General features: G+C 72.5%; 21 protein-coding genes. 8 read left to right on the forward strand and 13 right to left on the reverse strand.

From position 1 onward, the window contains the following. Positions 1 to 13: 13 nt before the first annotated feature. The 3 genes from ACIGCK_RS12805 to ACIGCK_RS12815 are packed head-to-tail and all read left to right on the forward strand — an operon-like array spanning position 14 to position 3242. The gene (locus tag ACIGCK_RS12805) at positions 14 to 1081 is read left to right on the forward strand and encodes an acyl-CoA dehydrogenase (RefSeq protein ID WP_396666557.1); all 1068 of its coding nucleotides are present in this window, start codon (positions 14 to 16) and stop codon (positions 1079 to 1081) included. Next, the gene (locus tag ACIGCK_RS12810; protein WP_396666559.1) at positions 1078 to 2466 is read left to right on the forward strand and encodes a PIG-L family deacetylase; all 1389 of its coding nucleotides are present in this window, start codon (positions 1078 to 1080) and stop codon (positions 2464 to 2466) included. Before ACIGCK_RS12805 ends, ACIGCK_RS12810 begins: the two co-directional genes overlap by 4 nt. Beyond that, positions 2463 to 3242: a glycosyltransferase gene (locus ACIGCK_RS12815; protein WP_396666561.1), complete on the forward strand. Its 780-nt coding sequence runs from the start codon at positions 2463 to 2465 to the stop codon at positions 3240 to 3242. The genes ACIGCK_RS12810 and ACIGCK_RS12815 overlap by 4 nt, the downstream gene beginning before the upstream one ends. 47 nt (positions 3243 to 3289) lie before the next feature. Here ACIGCK_RS12815 and ACIGCK_RS12820 read toward each other — a convergent pair whose 3' ends face one another. From ACIGCK_RS12820 to ACIGCK_RS12835, 4 genes are all read right to left on the reverse strand, one after another. Beyond that, positions 3290 to 4090, reverse strand: coding sequence for an SDR family NAD(P)-dependent oxidoreductase (locus tag ACIGCK_RS12820; protein WP_396666562.1), 801 nt, complete (start codon positions 4088 to 4090; stop codon positions 3290 to 3292). 25 nt (positions 4091 to 4115) lie between these two features. Next, entirely contained in the window at positions 4116 to 4994 is an 879-nt protein-coding gene (locus ACIGCK_RS12825; protein ID WP_396666564.1) for an SMP-30/gluconolactonase/LRE family protein, read from the reverse strand. Then, on the reverse strand, positions 4984 to 6792 hold the full coding sequence (locus tag ACIGCK_RS12830; RefSeq protein WP_396666566.1) for a glycoside hydrolase family 15 protein: 1809 nt from the start codon (positions 6790 to 6792) through the stop codon (positions 4984 to 4986). The genes ACIGCK_RS12825 and ACIGCK_RS12830 overlap by 11 nt, the downstream gene beginning before the upstream one ends. 77 nt (positions 6793 to 6869) lie before the next feature. Then, positions 6870 to 7532: a DUF1345 domain-containing protein gene (locus tag ACIGCK_RS12835; RefSeq protein WP_396666568.1), complete on the reverse strand. Its 663-nt coding sequence runs from the start codon at positions 7530 to 7532 to the stop codon at positions 6870 to 6872. A 79-nt stretch (positions 7533 to 7611) separates the two neighbouring features. On the opposite strand from ACIGCK_RS12835, the gene ACIGCK_RS12840 reads away from it, so the two are divergent. From ACIGCK_RS12840 to ACIGCK_RS12850, 3 genes are all read left to right on the forward strand, one after another. After that, positions 7612 to 8868, forward strand: coding sequence for a D-arabinono-1,4-lactone oxidase (locus ACIGCK_RS12840; RefSeq protein WP_396666569.1), 1257 nt, complete (start codon positions 7612 to 7614; stop codon positions 8866 to 8868). Between the two features lie 88 nt (positions 8869 to 8956). Next, the gene (locus ACIGCK_RS12845; protein WP_396666571.1) at positions 8957 to 9472 is read left to right on the forward strand and encodes an SRPBCC family protein; all 516 of its coding nucleotides are present in this window, start codon (positions 8957 to 8959) and stop codon (positions 9470 to 9472) included. Further along, on the forward strand, positions 9469 to 10932 hold the full coding sequence (locus ACIGCK_RS12850; RefSeq protein ID WP_396666573.1) for a phytoene desaturase family protein: 1464 nt from the start codon (positions 9469 to 9471) through the stop codon (positions 10930 to 10932). Before ACIGCK_RS12845 ends, ACIGCK_RS12850 begins: the two co-directional genes overlap by 4 nt. A gap of 27 nt (positions 10933 to 10959) precedes the next feature. Here the strand turns inward: ACIGCK_RS12850 and ACIGCK_RS12855 are convergent, their stop codons facing one another. The 6 genes from ACIGCK_RS12855 to ACIGCK_RS12880 form a co-directional block, all read right to left on the reverse strand. Then, on the reverse strand, positions 10960 to 11493 hold the full coding sequence (locus ACIGCK_RS12855) for a flavin reductase family protein (RefSeq protein WP_396666575.1): 534 nt from the start codon (positions 11491 to 11493) through the stop codon (positions 10960 to 10962). Next, positions 11490 to 12026: an NADPH-dependent FMN reductase gene (locus ACIGCK_RS12860; protein ID WP_396666577.1), complete on the reverse strand. Its 537-nt coding sequence runs from the start codon at positions 12024 to 12026 to the stop codon at positions 11490 to 11492. Before ACIGCK_RS12860 ends, ACIGCK_RS12855 begins: the two co-directional genes overlap by 4 nt. Before the next feature lie 231 nt (positions 12027 to 12257). Continuing rightward, positions 12258 to 12404: a hypothetical protein gene (locus ACIGCK_RS12865; protein ID WP_396666579.1), complete on the reverse strand. Its 147-nt coding sequence runs from the start codon at positions 12402 to 12404 to the stop codon at positions 12258 to 12260. Then, entirely contained in the window at positions 12401 to 12604 is a 204-nt protein-coding gene (locus ACIGCK_RS12870; RefSeq protein WP_396666580.1) for a multidrug transporter, read from the reverse strand. The genes ACIGCK_RS12865 and ACIGCK_RS12870 overlap by 4 nt, the downstream gene beginning before the upstream one ends. 62 nt (positions 12605 to 12666) lie before the next feature. Beyond that, positions 12667 to 12975, reverse strand: coding sequence for a hypothetical protein (locus ACIGCK_RS12875; RefSeq protein ID WP_330170506.1), 309 nt, complete (start codon positions 12973 to 12975; stop codon positions 12667 to 12669). Between the two features lie 100 nt (positions 12976 to 13075). Beyond that, the gene (locus ACIGCK_RS12880) at positions 13076 to 14269 is read right to left on the reverse strand and encodes a zinc-dependent alcohol dehydrogenase (RefSeq protein ID WP_396666582.1); all 1194 of its coding nucleotides are present in this window, start codon (positions 14267 to 14269) and stop codon (positions 13076 to 13078) included. Positions 14270 to 14509: 240 nt separating this feature from the next. Between ACIGCK_RS12880 and ACIGCK_RS12885 the strand changes: the two genes are divergently transcribed. After that, the gene (locus ACIGCK_RS12885; protein WP_396666584.1) at positions 14510 to 15475 is read left to right on the forward strand and encodes an LLM class F420-dependent oxidoreductase; all 966 of its coding nucleotides are present in this window, start codon (positions 14510 to 14512) and stop codon (positions 15473 to 15475) included. Here ACIGCK_RS12885 and ACIGCK_RS12890 read toward each other — a convergent pair whose 3' ends face one another. Beyond that, on the reverse strand, positions 15476 to 16078 hold the full coding sequence (locus ACIGCK_RS12890) for a flavodoxin family protein (RefSeq protein ID WP_396666586.1): 603 nt from the start codon (positions 16076 to 16078) through the stop codon (positions 15476 to 15478). Between the two features lie 179 nt (positions 16079 to 16257). Between ACIGCK_RS12890 and ACIGCK_RS12895 the strand changes: the two genes are divergently transcribed. Beyond that, the gene (locus tag ACIGCK_RS12895; protein ID WP_396666587.1) at positions 16258 to 17958 is read left to right on the forward strand and encodes a long-chain-fatty-acid--CoA ligase; all 1701 of its coding nucleotides are present in this window, start codon (positions 16258 to 16260) and stop codon (positions 17956 to 17958) included. A 132-nt stretch (positions 17959 to 18090) separates the two neighbouring features. Here ACIGCK_RS12895 and ACIGCK_RS12900 read toward each other — a convergent pair whose 3' ends face one another. Then, positions 18091 to 18585, reverse strand: a complete 495-nt coding sequence (locus ACIGCK_RS12900; RefSeq protein ID WP_396666589.1) for a metallophosphoesterase family protein — start codon at positions 18583 to 18585, stop codon at positions 18091 to 18093. Beyond that, positions 18582 to 19124, reverse strand: coding sequence for a YaeQ family protein (locus tag ACIGCK_RS12905; RefSeq protein WP_396666591.1), 543 nt, complete (start codon positions 19122 to 19124; stop codon positions 18582 to 18584). The genes ACIGCK_RS12900 and ACIGCK_RS12905 overlap by 4 nt, the downstream gene beginning before the upstream one ends. Positions 19125 to 19230: the final 106 nt, after the last annotated feature.

Consider the following 19230-nt stretch of genomic DNA (forward strand, 5'->3'; position numbering starts at 1 on the left):
TGCGGGAGCGCTTGTGGAACCGGCGACGCTCGGAGACCGCCCCACCCCCGGTGCGGTGGCGGCGGCATCGTCGATGGGCGACGTCGTCGGCTTCGGCGTCCACGTGGATGCGACGATCGACTGGGCCGTCGAGGTCGGCAGGTCCGCGCCCGCGCCCGGCACGGGCCGTACCCGCGAGCTCTGGGAGATCCTGGCCACCAGCGCCCGGCGCGATGTCGCCGCCGCCCGCATCCTCGAGCCCCACCTCGACGCCCTCGCGATCCTCCATCAGGCGGCCGGGGCGGGGCGCCCGGTGGATGCCGTGCGTCGCGCCGTGAACGCGACGGGCGATTCGTCGTGGGGGGTGTTCGCCGCGGAGGCGCGGGGGACGCGGCTCACGGCGACCCGCACGGGCGACGGATGGGTGCTGGAGGGCACCAAGCCGTGGTGCTCCCTCGCGAGCCGGCTCTCGCACGCCCTCGTCACGGCGTGGGTGAGCGACGACGAGCGGGCCCTGTTCGCCGTCGATCTGCGCAGCGACGCCGTGGCGGCCCACCGCGGCCCGTGGGTCTCGCGGGGACTATCCCAGATCTCCAGCACGCCCGTCGATTTCACCGCGACGCCCGCTACGCCCGTCGGAGCGCCGGGGTGGTATCTGAGCCGACCGGGATTCCGCTGGGGAGGCGCCGGTGTCGCCGCGTGCTGGTGGGGCGGCGCCCTCCCGTTGCTCGACGCCCTCCGCGCGGCGTCGGCGCGGTCCGGCGCGGACCAGCTCTCGCGTGCGTGGCTCGGCGAGGCCGACAGCCGCCTGTGGGCCGCGGGCCTCGCGCTCGCGGAGGCGGCGCGCCAGGCGGACGCCGGGGCGAACGCCGACGAGGCCCGGGTGATCGCCGAGCGCGTGCGAGCGGTCGTCTCCGACGCCGTGGAGCGGGTGCTCGCGATCGCGGACACCGCGCTCGGGCCCGCACCGCTGACCGCCGACGAGGATCATGCCCGCCGCGTGGCCGACCTCCGGGTGTACCTGAGGCAGCATCACGGCGGGCGCGATCTGGCGCGGCTCGGCACCGCGCTGACCGCCGAGCCCGGCGCGGGTGCACGGTGACGACCTTCTTCGACCACCGGGAGGCGGGCACCGGGGAGTCCGAATGGCGCGAGCATGCGCCGTGGCGGTCTTCTCCCGAGCTGCGGATCGACGCCGCGACGCTCGACGCGCTCGTCGTCTGCGCGGCGCACCCCGACGACGAAACGCTCGGCGCGGGCGGACTGCTCGCGACGGCGGCCGCCCACGGCATCCCGTGCACCGTCATCATCGCCACCGACGGCGAGGCGTCGCACCCCGGCTCCCCGACGTGGACGGCGCCCGCGCTGGCCCGCGCGCGGCGCACCGAGGCGACCCGGGCGCTCGACGTGCTGGCTCCGGGTTCCGCGGTGCATTTCCTGGGCCTCGGCGACGGCATGCTCCGCGAGCGCCGATCCCGCCTGGCGCGCGGTGTCGATGCGATCGTCGGCGCCACCGAGGGACCGAGGGTGCTGGTCGTCGCCCCGTGGGACGGCGACGGGCATCGCGATCACCGGGTGATGGGCGAGGTCGCCGCCAGTGCGGCGCGCCGCGCGGGCGCACGCTACGCCGGCTACCCGGTGTGGCTCTGGCACTGGGGCGACCCCGCGGCGGTGCGCACCGACGGATGGATGCGCCTCGAGCTTTCACCCGACGTGCGCGCGGCGAAGGCCCGGGCCCTCCGCCTGCACGCGAGCCAGACGCAGCCCCTCTCGCCCGCCGAGGGCGATGAGGCGATCCTCTCCCCGGAGATGCTGGCCCACTTCGAACGCGACACGGAGGTGTTCGTGACACCCGCCCCGCCCACGCCCGCCCCGCCGACCGGGTCGCTCGACGCAGCGTTCTTCGACGGGTTCTATGCCCGTCACACCGATCCGTGGGGGTTCGAATCGCGCTGGTACGAGCGGCGCAAGCGCGATCTCCTCCTCGCCGCCCTCCCCCGCCCGCGCTACGGCAGCGCGCTCGAGCTCGGGTGCGCGACCGGCCTGCTCACCGAGCGCCTCGCCGAGCGCTGCGACAGCGTCGTCGCGCTCGACATCGCCCAGAGCGCCCTCGATCGGGCGTCCGCCCGGATCGGAGCGGACGCCCGCGTGACGCTCGTACGCGCGCGGCTGCCCGAGGAGTGGCCGTCCGGTCGATTCGAGCTGATCGTGCTGTCGGAGATCGCGTACTACTGGGATGCCGACGACCGGGCGCGCGCCCTCGCCCGCCTGCGGGAGTCGCTCGCCCCCGACGGCGCGCTCGTGGCGTGCCACTGGCGCCATCCCGTCGCCGACCACCCCGCGTCCGGTGACGAGGTCCACGCCGCGCTGCGGCGGATACCGGGGCTGCACGGGGCGGTGCGCCACGAGGAGGAGGACTTCCTGCTCGATGTGCTCGTCCCCGACTCGACGCCGTCCGTCGCCCGAGCGGAGGGGCTGGCACCGTGACCGCCGACCACGTCACCAACCTCGCCGTCGTCGTCCCGGCGCACAACGAGGAGGCGCTGCTTCCCGACTGCCTCGCCGCGCTCCGGGCGGCGGTCGAGCGCGTGCGTCGCCGCGTCGCGCTCGTGACGGTGCATCTCGTGCTGGATGCCTGCACCGACGCGTCGGCGGCGATCGCCGCGGCATCCACGCTCGGCGTCTCCGTCGTCAACGCGCGGGCCGTCGGCGTGGCCCGCACGGTGGGGGTCGCGGCCGCGCTTCGCGCACACCCGAGAGTCGCATCCTCGCGGCTGTGGACGGCGCACACCGACGCGGACTCCGTCGTGCCCGCGCACTGGCTGGAGCACCAGATCGAGCTGGCCGCGGCGGGCGCGGACGTCATCGTCGGCACGGTCAGACCCGACTTCCGCGACCTCACCCGCGCGCAGACTGACGCCTGGTGGGCGACGCACACGCCGGGGGTGGCGAACGGGCACGTGCACGGCGCGAACCTCGGCATCCGGGCCTCGACGCTGCTGGCCGCGGGGGGCTTCGACCCCGTGCCCGAGCACGAGGACGTGCGCCTCGTCGACCGCGCGGCGGGCATCGGCGCCCGGATCACGGCATCCGACGACGCCTGGGTGCAGACGTCGGGTCGCCCCGTGGGCCGCACCGCGGGCGGCTACGCGGCCTACCTGCGGGAGAAACTGGTGCCGCTGGCGGCGCGCGACGTCGGCGACACCACGGAAGGGCCCACGGCGCAGCCGGACGACGCGAGCGTCCAGGCGGTGGCAGGATGACGCGCCTGGAGCGGCTGGCTCGGCGCGCACGGAGAGGGATCAGCCGGTCAGATCGTCGCGACGGAGCCGGAGTCCACACGGTAGTTCGAACCGTTCACGAACGAGGCGAGATCAGAGCAGAGGAAGGCGATGACGTTGGCCACCTCGTCCGGCTCCCCCCGCCGGCCGAGCTCCATGTAGGGGCGCTCCTCGACGAGGAACGACTCGATCGCCTCTTCGGTGCTGACACCGAGCTCGTCGGCGCGCTTGTCCATCATGGCGTCGGTCATCGGCGTGCGGATGAACGCGGGCGAGACGGCGTTGACGAGCAGCCCCTCGGAGGCGTACGAGCGGGACAGGCCCTTCGCCAGCGCGAGGATGCCTGCCTTCGCCGCGCAGTAGGGCAGCTCGTCGTCGTACGGCTGCATGGCATCCTCCGAGGCCAGCAGCACGAGGCGGCCCCAGCCGCCCCTCCGCAGCGAGGGGAGGAACTGGCGGATCAGGCGCACGGGACCGATGAGGTCGGTCTCGATGGTCTTGGTCCATCCCTCGTCGCTGATCTCGTGGAAGAGGCCCTGCGCTCCGGTGACTCCGGCGGACTGCACGAGGATGTCGATGTCGCCGACGGCGTCGGCGACCTTCGTGTGCAGGTCGGCGAGCGAGTCGAGGCTCGTGATGTCGGCGGCGAAGGCGTGGAGACGGCCCTCCGGCGCCTCGAGGTCGGATGCCGCGGTGTCGAGCCTCTCCTGGTCGAGGTCGCTCATCACGACCGTCGCCCCCTCTGCCAGCAGCAGGCGGGCGGTGTGCCAGCCGATGCCGGAGTCGGCGCCCGTGACGAGCGCGATGCGCCCTTCGATTCCGAGATCCATGGGTTCTCCTTCTGCGTGGGGTGTTTCAGGGACGGGCGGCGAACACGTGCGGCGCGCTGCCCCGACCGACGCCGTCGATGCGGAAGATGGCGCCGCTGCGGGGGTGGCGGGCGAGCTGGTCCTCGTCGAGGTTCTCCCTCGCCGACCCGACCAGGAGGATGTCGTACGCGGGCCCGCCGAACGCGACCGACGTGATGTTCGGCGCGGGCAGGGTCCATTCGTCGGCGATGCCGCCTGCGCCGTCCCACCGCACGACACGGCCCTCGCCGTAGAGCCCGTTGAGGAAGCTCCCATCGATCGCGCGGGCGAGTCCGTCGGAGGAGCGCCCCGTCAGGAACGGCTCGAGTTCGCGGAGCTCCCCGTCCGGGCCGTATGCGCCGCGGTAGACCGTCAGCGTCGACGTGTCCGTCACGTACATGACGTCGCCGGCGTCCGACCACTCGATGCCGTTGGTCACGGCGAATCCGCCCCTCAGGGTCCGGACGGAACCGTCCGGGGCGACCGAGTAGAGGGCGCCGTCCGGAGAGCCGTCGGTGACGTCCATCGACCCGACGAGGAGACGACCGAACGGGTCGACCTTCGCCTCGTTGAAACGCATGCCGCGGTGCGCATGCTCCACGGCGGCGATCGTCCGGGTGATCGCCCCCGCGGCATCCAGCATCACGACGGAGTCCTCGAGGGTCGCGACATAGCCGCCGCCCGCGGCGGGCTGCACCGCGGACACGGGCGGGGGGAGGCGCACGACGCGGTCGTCGCCGCCGTCTGGCGCACCGTCGAGGGGGCCCCGGTGAAGGGTGCCCGCCGTGATGTCCACCCAGACGAGCTCGTCGGTCCGCGCATCCCACCAGATGCTCTCGACGAGGATGCCCCGGGTGTCGCGCAAGAGCGTCGGGTCAGTGTCCACGGGTCTCCGTCTCGTCGGTCAGGTCTCGGATCGTGAGCGCGGCATTGATGAGCGCGAGGTGGCTGAGCGCCTGGGGCAGGTTGCCCCAGAATGCGCCGTCACCCTCCGCGATCATCTCCGCCAGGAGGCCCACGTCGTTCGGCAGCTTCACGAGCTCGTCCATGAGCGCGATCGCCTCGTCGTGGCGTCCGACGCACGCGAGCGCCGTCGCACGCCAGTAGGCGCAGGCGACGAACGTATGTTCCTCCTCCTGTGCGCCCGAATAGCGGTACACGAGCGAGCCCGCGCCGAGCGCCCGGGTGATCGCGTCGATCGTCGACGACATCCGCGCCCCCCGGTCGAACCCGCTCGGCGCATGGAGCAGGACCGACGCGTCCAGGCGCCCGGAACCGGGGTGCATCACGTACGCGCCGAGCTCCTCCGACCAGCAGTTGCGCTCGATCCACTCCCGGATGCGGTCGCGCTCCACACGCCAGCGGTCGGCGCTGCCCGCGACCTGGCCCGCCTCCGCGAGGTGGACGGCGTCGTCGAGCGCCTGCCAGCACCCCATCTTGGACGAGGTGTAGTGCTCCTGGTCGGGCAGCTCCCACATGCCGGCGTCGCGGCTGCGCCACAGATCGCACGTGCGGTCGGCGACGCCGGCGAGCATGCGCCCCGTCTCGACATCCAGCACGTTGCCGGCGTCCACGTAGGTGCGGCAGATCGCGAAGAGATCCCCGTACACGCCCAGCTGCAGCTGGCCCTGCGCCGGGTTGCCGCTCACGACGGGACCGATCCCCCACCACCCCGGCACATCGTGCTCGAAGACTCCGTGCGGCGCATCGCCGTCGAGGTCGTAGAAGATGTGGAGATCGGGACCGTTCGCCCGGATCGTGCGCAGGAGCCACGAGATCGCCGCGTGCGTCTCCTCGCGCAGCCCGAACAGCACGAGGGCATGGGCGGTGTAGGCGAGATCGCGCACCCATGCGAAGCGGTAGTCCCAGTTCTTCCCGCCACGGGGGCTCTCGGGCAGCGATGTCGTCGCGGCCGCCGCGATCGCGCCGGTCGGGCTGTAGATCAGCAGCTTCAACGCGAGCGCGCTGCGCTGCACGTGCGCCGCCCACGGGCCCGCGTAGGAGAACTCCCGCGACCAGTGGCGCCAGTTCTCGATCGTGCGGTCGATACCGCGGTCGACGTTCGCCGGGTCGGGAAGGTGGAGGGGCTCGTCGTGGGTCGCCACGACGATGAGCAGGTGGCGACGGGAGGCGCTCGTCGTGAACCCTCCCGACAGCTGGGGGCCGGAGGGCCCGTCCGGTGCGGGCTCGCGCGGGCCGTGATCGCTGCCCACGACCGCGATCGTCGCCTCGCCGGAACGGATGATCGCCCCCTCGGTGCTCTGCTCGATCCAGGGCGAGGCGGTGCCCAGCACCGTCCCCGGCAGCACCCGCCAGGCGAACTCGACCTCTCCGTCGATGCCGTCGATCCGGCGCGCGAGCTCGGCCCACGGCAGGCGGCCAGCGACGCCCGTCACGAGGGCGTCCGTGACGGACGCCCTCCCGGTGGCGGTCGTGAACGTCGTGGTGAGAACGTTCGTGGCCTCGACATAGCTGCGCGTCATCGTGAAGTCCGCCGTCGGGCAGAGCTCTATGCATCCGCCCGCGTCGTCGTCGAGGAGCCTCGCGAAGACGGGAGCCGCGGCGAGGTCGGGAATCGGCATCCAGTCGATCTGACCGCGGCCCCCGATCAGCGCGACGGTGCGACCGTCGCCGATGGCCGCGTAGGAGCGCAGCTCTTCGCCGCGCCGCTTGTCGTCATGCATCGGTTCCACGTTAGGACCGCCTCCTCGTGCGCACGCCGGGCTTGCATCCCGGCGCCGTATGGTGCAGGTGCCGGCTGTCACGTGACGGCGGATACCGCGCGCGCGATCACCAGAACCGAGATGATGAAGGCAGAGAGCGCCTCGACCGCCATGAAGGCCTTCGCGCGGCGGGTGAGGGGCACCGCGTCAGCCGACGAGAAGGCCAGGCCGGCCGTGATCGAGACGTAGAGATAGTCGAAGAAGCGCGGCCGCCACGAACCACCGCCGGGCAGCGTGTACTGGGGGAACTCGAAATCCATCGCCGCCGCCTGCCGCGTCGTCGACGCGCGCGTGACCGGGCCCCCGGCGTCGAGCTCCCAGAACACGAGACCGAACGCGATGGCGTTGGTCGCCCACAGCTGCAGTGCGGCGACGAGGATGATCACTCCGGTGGCGGGCGGCGCGGTGAGCAACTCCAAGACGAGCTGCACCAGCAGCACCTGGGTGAACAGCAGCACGACGAACGCGAGAGCGAGCGACAGCGCCCGCGACCATGCCGTCTGACGGGTCATGTGGCGCGGGTTGAGGATGACGAGCGGAACGATCAGCAGCGCGCACACGATGGCCGCGCCCCACTGCAGCGGCGGGAAGAAGTAGGGCGGGAGCAGAACCCAGAGCACGACGGCACCGAGCACGGCGACGATCGGCGGCCACCGATGCTCGGGCGCCTCCATCGGCGCGGCGGAGCGTCGGCGTGACATGTGCCCAGTGTGCCAGGGGCCCGCGTGGCTAGGCTGGTACGGGCGCGCCGCGCCGACGCTCCGTCACGGAAGGACCCGGATGACGCACGCCTCGTCCCCCTCTCCCGGCCGCAACTGGGCCGGGAACCTCGTCTACGGCGCGAGCCGGCTCGAGCGCCCGCGCACGATCGACGAGGTCGCGCACATTGCACGCACCGCGGGTCGCGTGAAGGTGCTCGGGAGCCGGCACTCGTTCAACGACATCGCCGACACGAACGGTGTCGCCATCAGCCTCGACGCCCTCGAGGGCGGGATCGACATCGACGCGTCGGAGCGGGCGGTGGAGGTTCCAGGCGGCATCCGGTACGGAGAGCTCGCCTCCGCGCTCCACGAGCGCGGCTGGGCTCTCCCGAATCTGGCTTCCCTGCCACACATCTCGGTGGCCGGCGCGATCGCGACCGGCACCCACGGTTCCGGCGACGGCCAGGGCAGCCTCGCCACCGCCGTGCGATCCCTCGAGATCGTCGACTCGGCCGGCGAGGTGCGCCGGATCAGCCGCGGGGAGCCGGACTTCGCGGGGGCGGTGGTCTCCCTCGGCGCGCTGGGGGTCACCACGCGTATCGCTCTGGACATCGAGCCGGCCTACGACATCGCCCAGACCGTCTACGACGCCCCGCGCTGGGACGCGGTGCTCGCCGACCTGGACGCGGTCACGGGCGCGGGCGATTCGGTCAGCGTCTTCACGACGTGGCAGCGCGAGCAGACCCTCGACCAGATCTGGGTCAAGACGCGCGGGGAGGTGCCCAGGGAGCTCGCCGGCGCGCGTCGCGCCGACGGCCCGCGGCATCCGATCCCCGGCGTCGACCCCGCCCCGGCGACGGTCCAGGCCGGCGCGCGCGGGCCGTGGCACGAACGGCTGCCCCACTTCCGCCTCGAGTTCACGCCGAGCGCCGGCGATGAGCTGCAGAGCGAGTATCTGATCGATCGATCGCACGCCGTGGACGCCCTTCAGGCGCTCCGCGAGCTGCGGGAGGAGATCGCGCCGCTCGTCCTCGTGACCGAGCTGCGCACGATCGCCGCGGACGACCTGTGGCTGAGCGGCGCCTTCGGACGCTCCACGCTCTGCATCCACTTCACGTGGCAGCGGCGCGAAGACGACGTCCGCGCGCTCCTGCCCCGCATCGAGGCGGCCCTGGCGCCCTTCGGCTCGCGTGCGCACTGGGGCAAGCTCTTCACCGCCGACCCGTCGACGTTGCCCACCCTCTATCCCCGGTGGCAGGAGTTCCGGTCGCTCCGCGCCGCGTGGGACCCGCGCGGCGCGTTCCGAAACGCCTACCTCGAGCGCATCGGTCTCTGACCCCGACGTGCCCGCTCCGTCAACCCCCGTACCTCCGGGGGCGCTGCTGCCCTAGCCTCGGACACACGTCCGATGCCGAGGAGCCGCCATGTCGACCACCGTTCGCGCCATCCGGTGCACGCCCCAGACCGTGTTCGACGTCCTGGCGAACGGGTGGCTCTATCCCTCCTGGGTGGTCGGCGCCTCGCGCATGCGCGACGTCGACGAGGCCTGGCCGCAACCGGGATCCCAGCTGCACCACTCCGTGGGCACCTGGCCGTTCCTCCTCGACGACCGGACACGCTGCGAGGAGTGGAACCCGCCCCACCGCGCGGTGCTGCGGGCGAAGGGGTGGCCGATCGGGGAGGCGCGGGTCGTCGTCGACGTCCGGCCGCGCGGCGACGGCTGCGTCGTGCGGATGCAGGAGAACGCCGTCGCCGGGCCGGCGACCCTCGTCCCCCGTCCGGTCGCCGACATCATGCTGCATCTGCGCAACCGTGAGACCCTGCTGCGGCTCGCCTACATCGCCGAGGGCCACGAGTCCCGCCCGGAGCCGTCGACCGCGGAGCGGGAGCGCGCCGAGGACGGCGAGCCGGCGGAGCCCGGGGAGGAAGACGCATCGTGACGGCGGGTTCGGATGCCGACGCCGTGGTCGTCGGCGCGGGCCCGAACGGGCTGGCCGCCGCCGTCACCCTCGCGCGGGCGGGGCTGCGCGTGCGCGTATTCGAAGCCTCCGACCGCATCGGCGGCGGCTCGTCGACGCGGGAGCTGACCGCACCCGGCTTCCATCACGACGTGTGCTCGGCCGTGCATCCCCTCGCTTTCGAGTCCCGGTTCTTCCGGGAGTTCGCGCTGCCGCAGCGGGTGGCCTTCGCGGTTCCGGCCGTCTCCTTCGCCCACCCGCTCGACGGCGGCCGCGCCGGCATCGCCTACCGCGACCTGGACCGTACGCGCGACGCGCTCGGCCGCGACGGACGCGCGTACGACGCCCTCGTGCGGCCGCTCGCGGAGCGCTCCGCGCAGGTCGCGGAGCTGACCGGCTCGACGCTTCTGCGGATGCCGCGGCATCCGCTCACCGCGGCGCGCTTCGGGCTCGCCACCCTCGAGCAGGGGAGCGCGCTCTGGGGAGCGCGCTTCACGGGGGAGGCCGCCCCGGCGATGCTGACGGGGGTCGCGGCCCACACGATCCTCCCCCTGCCGAGCCTCGCGTCGGCGGGCGCGGGACTCGCCCTGACGACCTACGCGCACGCGCGGGGGTGGCCGATCCCGATCGGCGGATCGCAGGCGATCGCCGAGGCGATGGCCGCTGACATCCGGGCGCACGGGGGGGACATCCTCACCGGCACCCGCATCGACAGCCTCACCGAGCTGCCGCCCGCGCGGATCACCGTGCTGGACGTCACGCCGCGGGCTCTCCTGCGCATGAGCGCGCATCGTCTCCCGCCCGTCTATCGGCGCGCGCTGGAGGGGTTCCGCTACGGCAACGCCGTCGCGAAGGTCGACTTCGCGCTGTCCGAGCCCGTCCCGTGGACCAACCCGGAGGTGCGGCGTGCGGGAACGGTGCACGTCGGCGGCTCCCGCGCGGAGATCGCCGCGGCCGAGAACGCCGTCGCGCACGGCCGCCTCGTCGACGACCCGTACGTGCTCGCGTCGCAGCCGAGCCTGTTCGACGATACCCGCGCCCCGACGGGGCGGCACACGCTGTGGACGTACACGCACGTCCCCGCGGGCTCGACCGCCGACCGCACCGAGGCCGTCATCCGGCAGATCGAGCGCTTCGCCCCCGGGTTCCGCGACACCATCCTGCACACGTCGTCCTCGACCGCGCAGGACGTGGCGGCGCACAACGCGAACTATCCCGGCGGCGACATCGCGGCAGGGGTCCCCGACGTCGTGCAGCTGCTGCGCCGGCCCGTGCTGCGCCCCGACCCGTGGCGGACACCGCTGGCGGGGGTGTACCTCGCCTCGGCGTCGACGAGTCCCGGGCCCGGTGTGCACGGGCTCGCCGGGTGGCACGCCGCGCTCAGTGCGCTCCGCCGCGAGATGGGGGTTCGGGAGGAGCCGAACCTCTCACCCGGCGCCTGACGGGCGAGCCGCCGGCCGCCTCCGGCGTCAGCCCCCGAACTCGTCGATCTCACGCAGGTGGCGGTACGCGCCCCGGAAGAACACCAGCGGTCCGCGCCCGTCGGCCGCGAGGGGACTGAGCTCGCGGACGCGACCGATCACGATGACATGGTCCCCGGCCTCGTGCTCGGCCCAGAGATCGCAGTCGACCCACAGGAGCGTGTCATCGATCAGCGGATTGCCGCCGGACGAGGGGCGCCACGAGACCCCGGTCCACTTGTCCGTGCCCGAGCGCGCGAACCGGCTCGACAGCGCGTGCTGGTCGTGTGCGAGGACGTTCACCGCGAAGCGGCCGGTCGCCGCGATCCGGGGATAGGACGTCGACGTGCGCATGACGCTGAACATCACCAGCGGCGGATCGATCGACACGGACGAGAAGGACTGGCAGGTGAACCCCACCGGCTCCCCTTCATCCGTCCCGGTGACGACGGTCAGTCCGGAGGCGTAGTGGCCCAGCGCATCCCGGAAGCGCCTCGCCTCGATCGGGGTCGGGGCCAGGGCGGGCGTGGCGTCTTCCCTCACGCGCCCACGGGGCTCGCCGACGCGGCAGCGACGCGGGCGAGCCGGGCGAGGTTGGCCGCGTACTCGGATGCCGCGGCATCCACGACCTCGGAGAGCTGGTCCATCTGGCTGAGCGCGAGGTAGAAGCCTCGGCCCGGCACCGTCGCGCCCAGCTCGACCAGCAGCGGGGAGAGGGTGAAGGTCGGGCCCATCGAGTGGGTGAAATCGGCTCCCGTGTGCACCGGAATGGCCGTCACGCCGGTGAGTCCGTTGGCCGGATACCGGTCGAGGAACGCCTTCAGCAGTCCGGTGTAGGTCGCCTTGTAGGTGGGGGACGCGAAGACGGCCAGGTCGCTCTCGGCGACGCGGGCGTTGAGCGCGGACATCTTCTCCGACGGCCAGGCGAAGATCTCGTCGGTGTGGTCGGCGAGGTCGATGACCTCGAGGTCGTAGGTGCCGGGCACGAGCAGCTTCTCCACGAGCAGCTCGGCCACCTTCCGCGTACGGGACGCCGGCTTGGGGTTGCCGACGACGGTCGTCACGTGCAGGGTCATGTCACTTCTCACATTCGTACCGGTGAACAGGAACGAAGGACGACGCCGCCCACCCGCCGCACCGGCGCACGTAGGGCATCGCACCTCATACACCGCCGGGATCTTTTGGCCCCGCGGGCCCGCAACGGCTCACGCTGCGCAGCCATTATGCGCGGTCGCGGGTTTCCGGGGTGTTTCGCCCCCTCCGCGCCGCGACCTACCGCAGCGTTATCCCGCCGTCCCGCCGCCGGATCAGTCCTGCGCGTCGTCCACCTGGACCGGGCCACCCTCGGGACGATCGATGTTGGGGTCGCCCGTGCCGCTCGGCGAGGGTGCCTGAGGGACGCCCTCGGCGCCCGGCTCGTCGGTCGACGGGTCGATGGGGTTCTTCTCGCTCATGCGTTCTCCTCGGGGTCGTCGTCGGGGTCCATACCGGGCCGGACCGCCGCATCCGGAACGATGTCGATCCGCTTCACTCCATCGCCCTGCGTGACGGAGATGCGCGGCGCCGCGTCGGCCTCGGTCGCGTGCGGCGCGCTCGTGAGCTGGTCGTGCCGCTTCTCCTCAGAGCTGGCGGGATCGGTCTCGTGTGCTTCCATGCGACGACGCTAGCCCCCGCCATCGCGGCTGCGCCACGGCTGGCGCTCGACGCGGCCGGATGCTACGCCGGGGCGTCGCGCCGGCGGGGCGGGGGGAAGTGACGGATCGGGACGGGTCGGTTCGACCGGTCGGCGCCGGCCTCCGCGGAGACCGACCGCTCGATCGCGGCCATCGCCTCCTCGAAAGACCGGTGGATGCTCTCCGCCGCGCGCGAGCGCAGCCACAGCACGGCAGCGCGCTCCCCTCGGCACTCCACGAATGCGATCACCCGACGGGGATCGTGGTCGTCCAGCGCGCCGTCGCACACGCGCCAGCATCCTTCGTCTACCTTCGTCAGCTCCAGTCCGCTGTGCATTGCCGCAGCCATCATCGTGACCTCCTCGTCACTGGGTGGGTGTTCGTACTCGGGGGGACATCGCCGCCGGCCGGGCGGCGGGCGCGACGCCCGGCCGTCGCGACTCGCCGAGGTCTCACGCAGCCGCCCCTTCGCCGGGCCGGAGCACGACCTTGATGCATCCGTCGTGCTTCTTCTGGAACGTCTCGTACAGCCCGGGGGCCTCGTCGAGCCCTCCGCGGTGCGTCACAAGGTCGGCCACGCCCAGGGGGTCGGAGGGATCCTCGACGAGCGGGATCAACTGGTCGACCCAGCTCTTCACGTTGCACTGCCCCATCCGCAGCGTCACCTGCTTGTCGAAGAGCGTCTTCATGGGCATCGGGTCGGCATCGCCGGCGTAGACGCCGCTGATCGAGACCGTGCCGCCGCGGCGCACGAGCTCGATCGCGGAGTGCAGGCCCGCCAGCCGGTCGACGCCGGCCTTCTCCATGAGCGGCTTCGCGAGTGCCCGCGGCATCCGGGACATGACGGTGTGCGCCGCCTTCACGAGTCCGCTCCCGTGCGCCTCCATGCCGACGGCGTCGATGACGGCGTCGGGGCCGCGGCCCTCCGTGGCATCCCGGAGCGCGGCGACGGTGTCGTCCCCGTCCTCCCAGACCTCGACTCCGTGGCGGGCCGCCATCGTCCGTCGCTCCTCGACCGGGTCGACGCCGAACACGCGATGGCCCCGTCGCGCGGCGATCCGCGCGGCGAACTGACCGACGGGTCCGAGGCCCAGCACCGCGACCGAGCCGCCGTCGGGCACCTGTGCGTATTCGACGCCCTGCAGCGCCGTGGGCAGGATGTCACTCAGGAAGAGGTAGCGCTCGTCGGGTCCTTCGTCGGGGACGGGGATCGTGTTGTAGTCCGCGAGCGGCACCCGGAGCAGTTCCGCCTGGCCGCCGGGAACCTGGCCGTAGAGCTTGGTGTAGCCGAAGAGGGCGGCACCGCTGCCCTGCTCCCTCACCTGGGTCGTCTCGCACTGCGACTGCAGGCCTGCCCGGCACATGAAGCACTCGCCGCAGGAGATGTTGAAGGGGACCACGACGCGCTGACCCACCCGAAGGCCGGTCACCTCGGCACCCACCGCCTCGACGACTCCCATCGGCTCGTGACCGAGGATGTCGCCCGGATCCATGAAGGGGCCGAGCAGCTCGTACAGGTGCAGGTCGGACCCGCAGATGGCGGTGGCCGTGATCCGGACGATGGCGTCGGTGGGCTTCTCGATGCGGGGATCGGGGACGTCCTCCACGCGGATGTCGCGGGTGCCATGCCAGGTGACGGCTCTCATCGCTTCGCCTTTCGTCGTGCGCGGGCCGACGACGGGCCCGGCGCTCTGGGGGTTGCGGTTTTGCCAGTCTCCCCCGGTTCACCGGCCCGCCGAGGGGGGTTGACGGGAGCGTGCCCGCTGGCTACCGAGGCCGGCCCCCAGAGCGCCGCCTGGCGCATTCGCGAGCGGCGCGCAACCCCCACCGCCAGGGCCGCGCTCATCCGTAGTCTCGCCTCACACCGACAGAAGGATGCCCCCTCCATGACGCAGTTCGGATACACCCTCATGACCGAGCAGAGCGGGCCCCGCGAACTCGTGCGGTACGCCGCGGCGGCCGAGCGGGTCGGGTTCGACTTCGAAGTCTCGAGCGACCACTACTCCCCGTGGCTGACCAGCCAGGGGCACGCGCCCTACGCGTGGACCGTGCTCGGCGCCGTCGCGCAGGCCACCGAGCGCGTCGAACTGATGACGTACGTGACGTGCCCCACCATGCGTTACCACCCCGCGGTGGTGGCCCAGAAAGCTGCGACCCTCCAAGTGCTGAGCGAGGGCCGCTTCACGCTCGGGCTCGGATCGGGCGAGAACCTCAACGAGCACGTCGTCGGGGAGGGCTGGCCGGCCGTCGCCGCCCGCCAGGACATGCTGGTGGAGGCGATCGAGATCATCCGGGCCCTCCACACCGGGGATCTGGTCACCTACGACGGGCAGTACTTCCGTGTGGACTCCGCCCGGATCTGGGACGCACCGGAGGGCGGAGTGCCGATCGGGGTCGCCGTCTCAGGGCCGAAGTCGGTCGCGCGCTTCGCACCCCTCGGCGACCACCTGGTCGCGGTGGAGCCCGATGGCGACCTCGTGACGGGGTGGGATGCCGCGCATTCGGGCGACTCGCGGAAGATCGGCCAGATCCCGATCTCCTGGGATGCCGACAAGGACACGGCCATCGCCCGGGCCCACGACCAGTTCCGGTGGTTCGCCGGCGGATGGTCGGTGAACTCCGACCTGCCCACGCCCGCCGGGTTCGCGGCCGCGACGCAGTTCGTTCGCCCGGAGGACGTCGCGGACTCGATCGCGTGCGGACCCGACCTCGACGAGATCGCGGAGAGCGTGCGACCCTACCTCGACGCGGGCTTCACGGATGTCGCGATCGTGCAGATCGGCGACGAAGCGCAGGATCGTTTCCTCGCCGAGGCCGCCGGGCCCCTGCTGGAGCGACTGCGCGCGCTCTGATCAGCTCCCGGGGTACGGCGCTCGAGCCAGCAGAGCGGCGAGGTGCGCCGCGTTCCGCGCGAGTGTCGCGGTCGTCGACGCCACCTTCTCGGGGACCTCGTCGAGGTCGACGTAGTCGGTGGTGTGCATTGCCTCGCCGTTCCAATACACGGCGCCCTGCGCGGGGACCGTGAAGCCCACGTCGTTCAGGGCCTGGAAGAAGTCCGCCGTGATGCGATGCGCCCCGTCCTCGTTGCCCACGATGGCGGCCACGGCGACCTTCCCGAAGAGGATGGGTCGCCCCTCGTCATCCGTCTCGGAGAGCTCTGCGTCGAGGCGCTCGAGCACGCGCTGCGCGACGCTCGACGCCTGACCCATCCAGGTGGGCGTGCAGAGCACCAGGATGTCGGCTTCGAGGACGCGCCGGCGGATCTCCGGCCAGGCATCCCCCGCTCCCATGTCCTTCTCGACACCCGGCTTGACGTCGAAATCGACGACACGCAGCGTCGACCCGGTCACGCCGTGCGCGGAGAGCGCCGCCAGCACCTCCCCTCCCAGCTTCTCGGAACTGGAGACTGCCGGGGAAGGCTTGAGGGTGCAGTTCAGCGCGATGGCGGTGGTCATGGTGGTCCTCTTTCAGACGTCGGAGTGCCGACGCTACCGAGCCCCGTGCGCGCGGCGAAGGGGTTGACACCTGTACGGTCGGCGCGGCATCCATACCGACGAGGCGCGCGAGGCGCAACCGACGTGCCGGTCGCGCCGACGGGCCGTACGGTGGAGGCCCGCACGCGAAAGGACGCCGGATGCCTCTGGAGACCCCCTATTCGTCGAAGCCCTGGCTCTCGGTCTACGCCCCCGGCGTGCCCGAGACGATCGACGACGTCGACGAGACGCTCACGGACATGATCGACGCGAGCGTCGCCCGGTACGGTAAGGGCCCGGCGCTCGAGTTCTTCGGCGCCGTGACCTCCTACCGGGGCCTCGGCGACCAGATCGCACGGGCGGCCGAGGGGCTGCGGCGCCTCGGGGTCGCGAAGGGCGACCGCGTGGCGATCGTGCTGCCCAACTGCCCGCAGCACGTCGTCGCGTTCTACGCCGTGCTGCGGCTCGGCGCGATCGTCGTCGAGCACAACCCGCTGTACACCGAGCGCGAGCTGCGCCACCAGTTCGAAGACCACGGCGCCGCCTACGCGATCGTCTGGGACAAGGTCTACGACACCGTCGCGGACTTCCCCGCCGACATCGCGGTCCGCGCGCTCATCGCCGTCGACATCACGGAGGCGATGCCGCGGGCCACCCGGCTGGCCCTGCGGCTCCCCCTCGCCAGGGCACGGGCGGCGCGCGCACAGCTGACGAAGAAGCCCGGCTGCCGGCGTCCCCGTCGCTGGCGCGACCTGGTCGGCCACCGGCCGCTCTCGCGCCGCGCCGCCCGACCCGCGCTCGACGACATCGCCGTGCTGCAGTACACCAGCGGCACCACCGGCACGCCGAAGGGCGCGATCCTCACGCACCGCAACCTGCGGGCGAACGCCATGCAGGGCCGCGCATGGGTTCCGGGCCTGCGCGAGGGCGAAGAGGTCTTCTACGGGGTGCTGCCGCTGTTCCACGCCTACGGGATGACGCTGTGCCTCACCTTCGCGATGAGCATCGGCGCGCGTCTCGTCCTCTTCCCGAAATACGACCTGGACCTCGTCGCCAAGGCCGCACGCAAGACCCCGCCCACCTTCCTCCCGGCCGTCCCGCCGATCTACGAGCAGCTCGCCCGCGCCGCGATCGCGGGCCGGATCGACCTGTCGACCGTGCGGTTCGCGATCTCGGGCGCGATGGCGCTCCCCGTCTCGACCGTCGAGAAGTGGGAGTCGGCGACGGGTGGCCTCCTCGTCGAGGGGTATGGGATGACCGAGTCCTCGCCGGTCGCGATCGGCAACCCCATCGGCCCCTCGCGACGCCCCGGAACCGTCGGCGTGCCGTTCCCCAGCACGGAGATCCGGGTCGTCGACGTCGATGACCCGACGAAGGACGTGGAGCCGGGTGCCGAGGGCGAGCTGCTACTGCGCGGACCGCAGGTCTTCCAGGGATACTGGCGCCGGCGGGACGAGAGCGCCGCGACGCTCGTCGACGGCGGCTGGCTGCGCACGGGGGACATCGTCACCGTCTCCCCCGACGGCTTCGTGACGGTCGTCGACCGCCTGAAGGAGCTCATCATCACGGGCGGGTTCAACGTCTCGCCCACGGAGGTGGAGGAGACGCTCATGTCGCACCCCGACGTGGATGCCGCGGCCGTCGTCGCGCTGCCCTGGTCGGGCGGCGGGGAGGAGGTCGCGGCAGCCGTCGTGCTGCGACAGGGCGCCGAGCTCGATGTCGAGGGGCTGCGGCAGTTCTGCCGCAGCCACCTGGCGGCGTACAAGGTGCCGCGCCGGGTGTTCGAGATCGAGGAGCTGCCCCGCTCGCTCATCGGCAAGGTGCTGCGTCGAGAGGTACGCGAGCGCATCCTCTCCCTGTAGGCGGGACCGCCGGCCGGGCGCGCTCGGCCGGTCAGAGGGCCGTGAGTCCGGCGACGCCGCTGCCGAGCGCCGCGGTGCCGACCAGCAGCAGCACGGCGCCCATGACGACGCCGTTGTCGCATGACCCCCGGCTCAGAGGGGGATGAGGGCGACGTCTCGCAGGTCGCCGGCATCCGCGAGCGCCGTCATCATCGTGCAGCGCGGCTGCCGGCGACGGTCGGTCGGCGAGCCCGGATTGAGCAGCCGCAGCCCCGACGCGGTGCGCGTGTCCCAGGGGATGTGGCTGTGCCCGAAGACCAGGACATCGGTGTCGGGAAACGCCTGCGTCATCCGCGCCTCCCGGCGCCGCGCGTCGCCGGTCTCGTGCACGACGGCGAACCGGATGCCCTCGATCCCCCGCCGCGCGATCTCGGGGAGGCGCTCGCGCAGGTCGGGCCCGTCGTTGTTGCCCCACACGCCCATCACGGGAGCGTGCCCTTCGAGGTCGTCCAGCACCGACGCGGAGACCCAGTCGCCGGCGTGGATGACGAGGTCGGCGTCGTCCGCTGCCCGGCGCACCGCGTCGGGCAGCGCCCGCGCCCGGCCGGGGATGTGCGTGTCGGCGAGCAGCAGCAGCCGTGTGCTCACGGGCGCGCCGGGGTCTCGATGATCGGGGCGTCGAACGTCCGCCCGTTGAGCTCGAGGTAGAGGTGCCCCTCCGTGATCGACACGGTGATGGTGTTGCGACGCTCGATCGCGGATGTCGCGGCATCCACGAAACCGGGGCCGAAGCTGCGCACGACGAGGTCCTCGGCGCGATGCAGGGGCTTGCCCTGCCACGCGGCGACGACCTTCGCGGGATCGCGGTGCGTGTAGACGACGGCGCGATCGGCGAGCTTGGCGCCGTAGTGCAGGCGCGCGGCATCCGGCGCCCCGACCTCTATCCACGACGTCACCCGACCGGTCGGGTCGCGCACGAGGACGGCGGGCTCGTCGGTCGAGGCGATCCCGTCGCTGAACGCGATGCCCTCCGCGAACTCGAGGCAGTAGGCGAGCACGCGGGTGAGCATGAAGGCGTCGGTCTCGGAGGCGTGCCGCGCCACCCGCAGCGCCAGGTCGTCGTAGACGCCGCGGTCGACGTCGGCGAGCTGCCCGGTGAAAGTGTGGATCGTTGCGCCGATGGCCATGGTGAACGAGCCTACGCGCGACGGGGCGATCTTCCATCTGGTGGAAGAACGCCCCGCATCGCTTGTTCGCCCGAGCCGTGCCGCGGAGACTGATCCGGGCGACACA

Source organism: Microbacterium sp. NPDC078428 (genome assembly GCF_044542535.1).
GTDB classification, from domain to species: Bacteria; Actinomycetota; Actinomycetes; order Actinomycetales; family Microbacteriaceae; genus Microbacterium; species Microbacterium limosum.

Excerpts from the sequence above, each read along its gene's own strand:
- ACIGCK_RS12820 (WP_396666562.1), bottom strand. The coding sequence starts at position 4,090 with ATGGATCTCGGAATCGAAGGGCGCATCGCGCTCGTCACGGGCGCCGAC.
- ACIGCK_RS12830 (WP_396666566.1), bottom strand. The coding sequence starts at position 6,792 with ATGCATGACGACAAGCGGCGCGGCGAAGAGCTGCGCTCCTACGCGGCC.
- ACIGCK_RS12835 (WP_396666568.1), bottom strand. The coding sequence starts at position 7,532 with ATGTCACGCCGACGCTCCGCCGCGCCGATGGAGGCGCCCGAGCATCGG.
- ACIGCK_RS12840 (WP_396666569.1), top strand. The coding sequence starts at position 7,612 with ATGACGCACGCCTCGTCCCCCTCTCCCGGCCGCAACTGGGCCGGGAAC.
- ACIGCK_RS12845 (WP_396666571.1), top strand. The coding sequence starts at position 8,957 with ATGTCGACCACCGTTCGCGCCATCCGGTGCACGCCCCAGACCGTGTTC.
- ACIGCK_RS12860 (WP_396666577.1), bottom strand. The coding sequence starts at position 12,026 with ATGACCCTGCACGTGACGACCGTCGTCGGCAACCCCAAGCCGGCGTCC.
- ACIGCK_RS12865 (WP_396666579.1), bottom strand. The coding sequence starts at position 12,404 with ATGAGCGAGAAGAACCCCATCGACCCGTCGACCGACGAGCCGGGCGCC.
- ACIGCK_RS12870 (WP_396666580.1), bottom strand. The coding sequence starts at position 12,604 with ATGGAAGCACACGAGACCGATCCCGCCAGCTCTGAGGAGAAGCGGCAC.
- ACIGCK_RS12875 (WP_330170506.1), bottom strand. The coding sequence starts at position 12,975 with ATGATGGCTGCGGCAATGCACAGCGGACTGGAGCTGACGAAGGTAGAC.
- ACIGCK_RS12880 (WP_396666582.1), bottom strand. The coding sequence starts at position 14,269 with ATGAGAGCCGTCACCTGGCATGGCACCCGCGACATCCGCGTGGAGGAC.
- ACIGCK_RS12885 (WP_396666584.1), top strand. The coding sequence starts at position 14,510 with ATGACGCAGTTCGGATACACCCTCATGACCGAGCAGAGCGGGCCCCGC.
- ACIGCK_RS12890 (WP_396666586.1), bottom strand. The coding sequence starts at position 16,078 with ATGACCACCGCCATCGCGCTGAACTGCACCCTCAAGCCTTCCCCGGCA.
- ACIGCK_RS12895 (WP_396666587.1), top strand. The coding sequence starts at position 16,258 with ATGCCTCTGGAGACCCCCTATTCGTCGAAGCCCTGGCTCTCGGTCTAC.
- ACIGCK_RS12905 (WP_396666591.1), bottom strand. The coding sequence starts at position 19,124 with ATGGCCATCGGCGCAACGATCCACACTTTCACCGGGCAGCTCGCCGAC.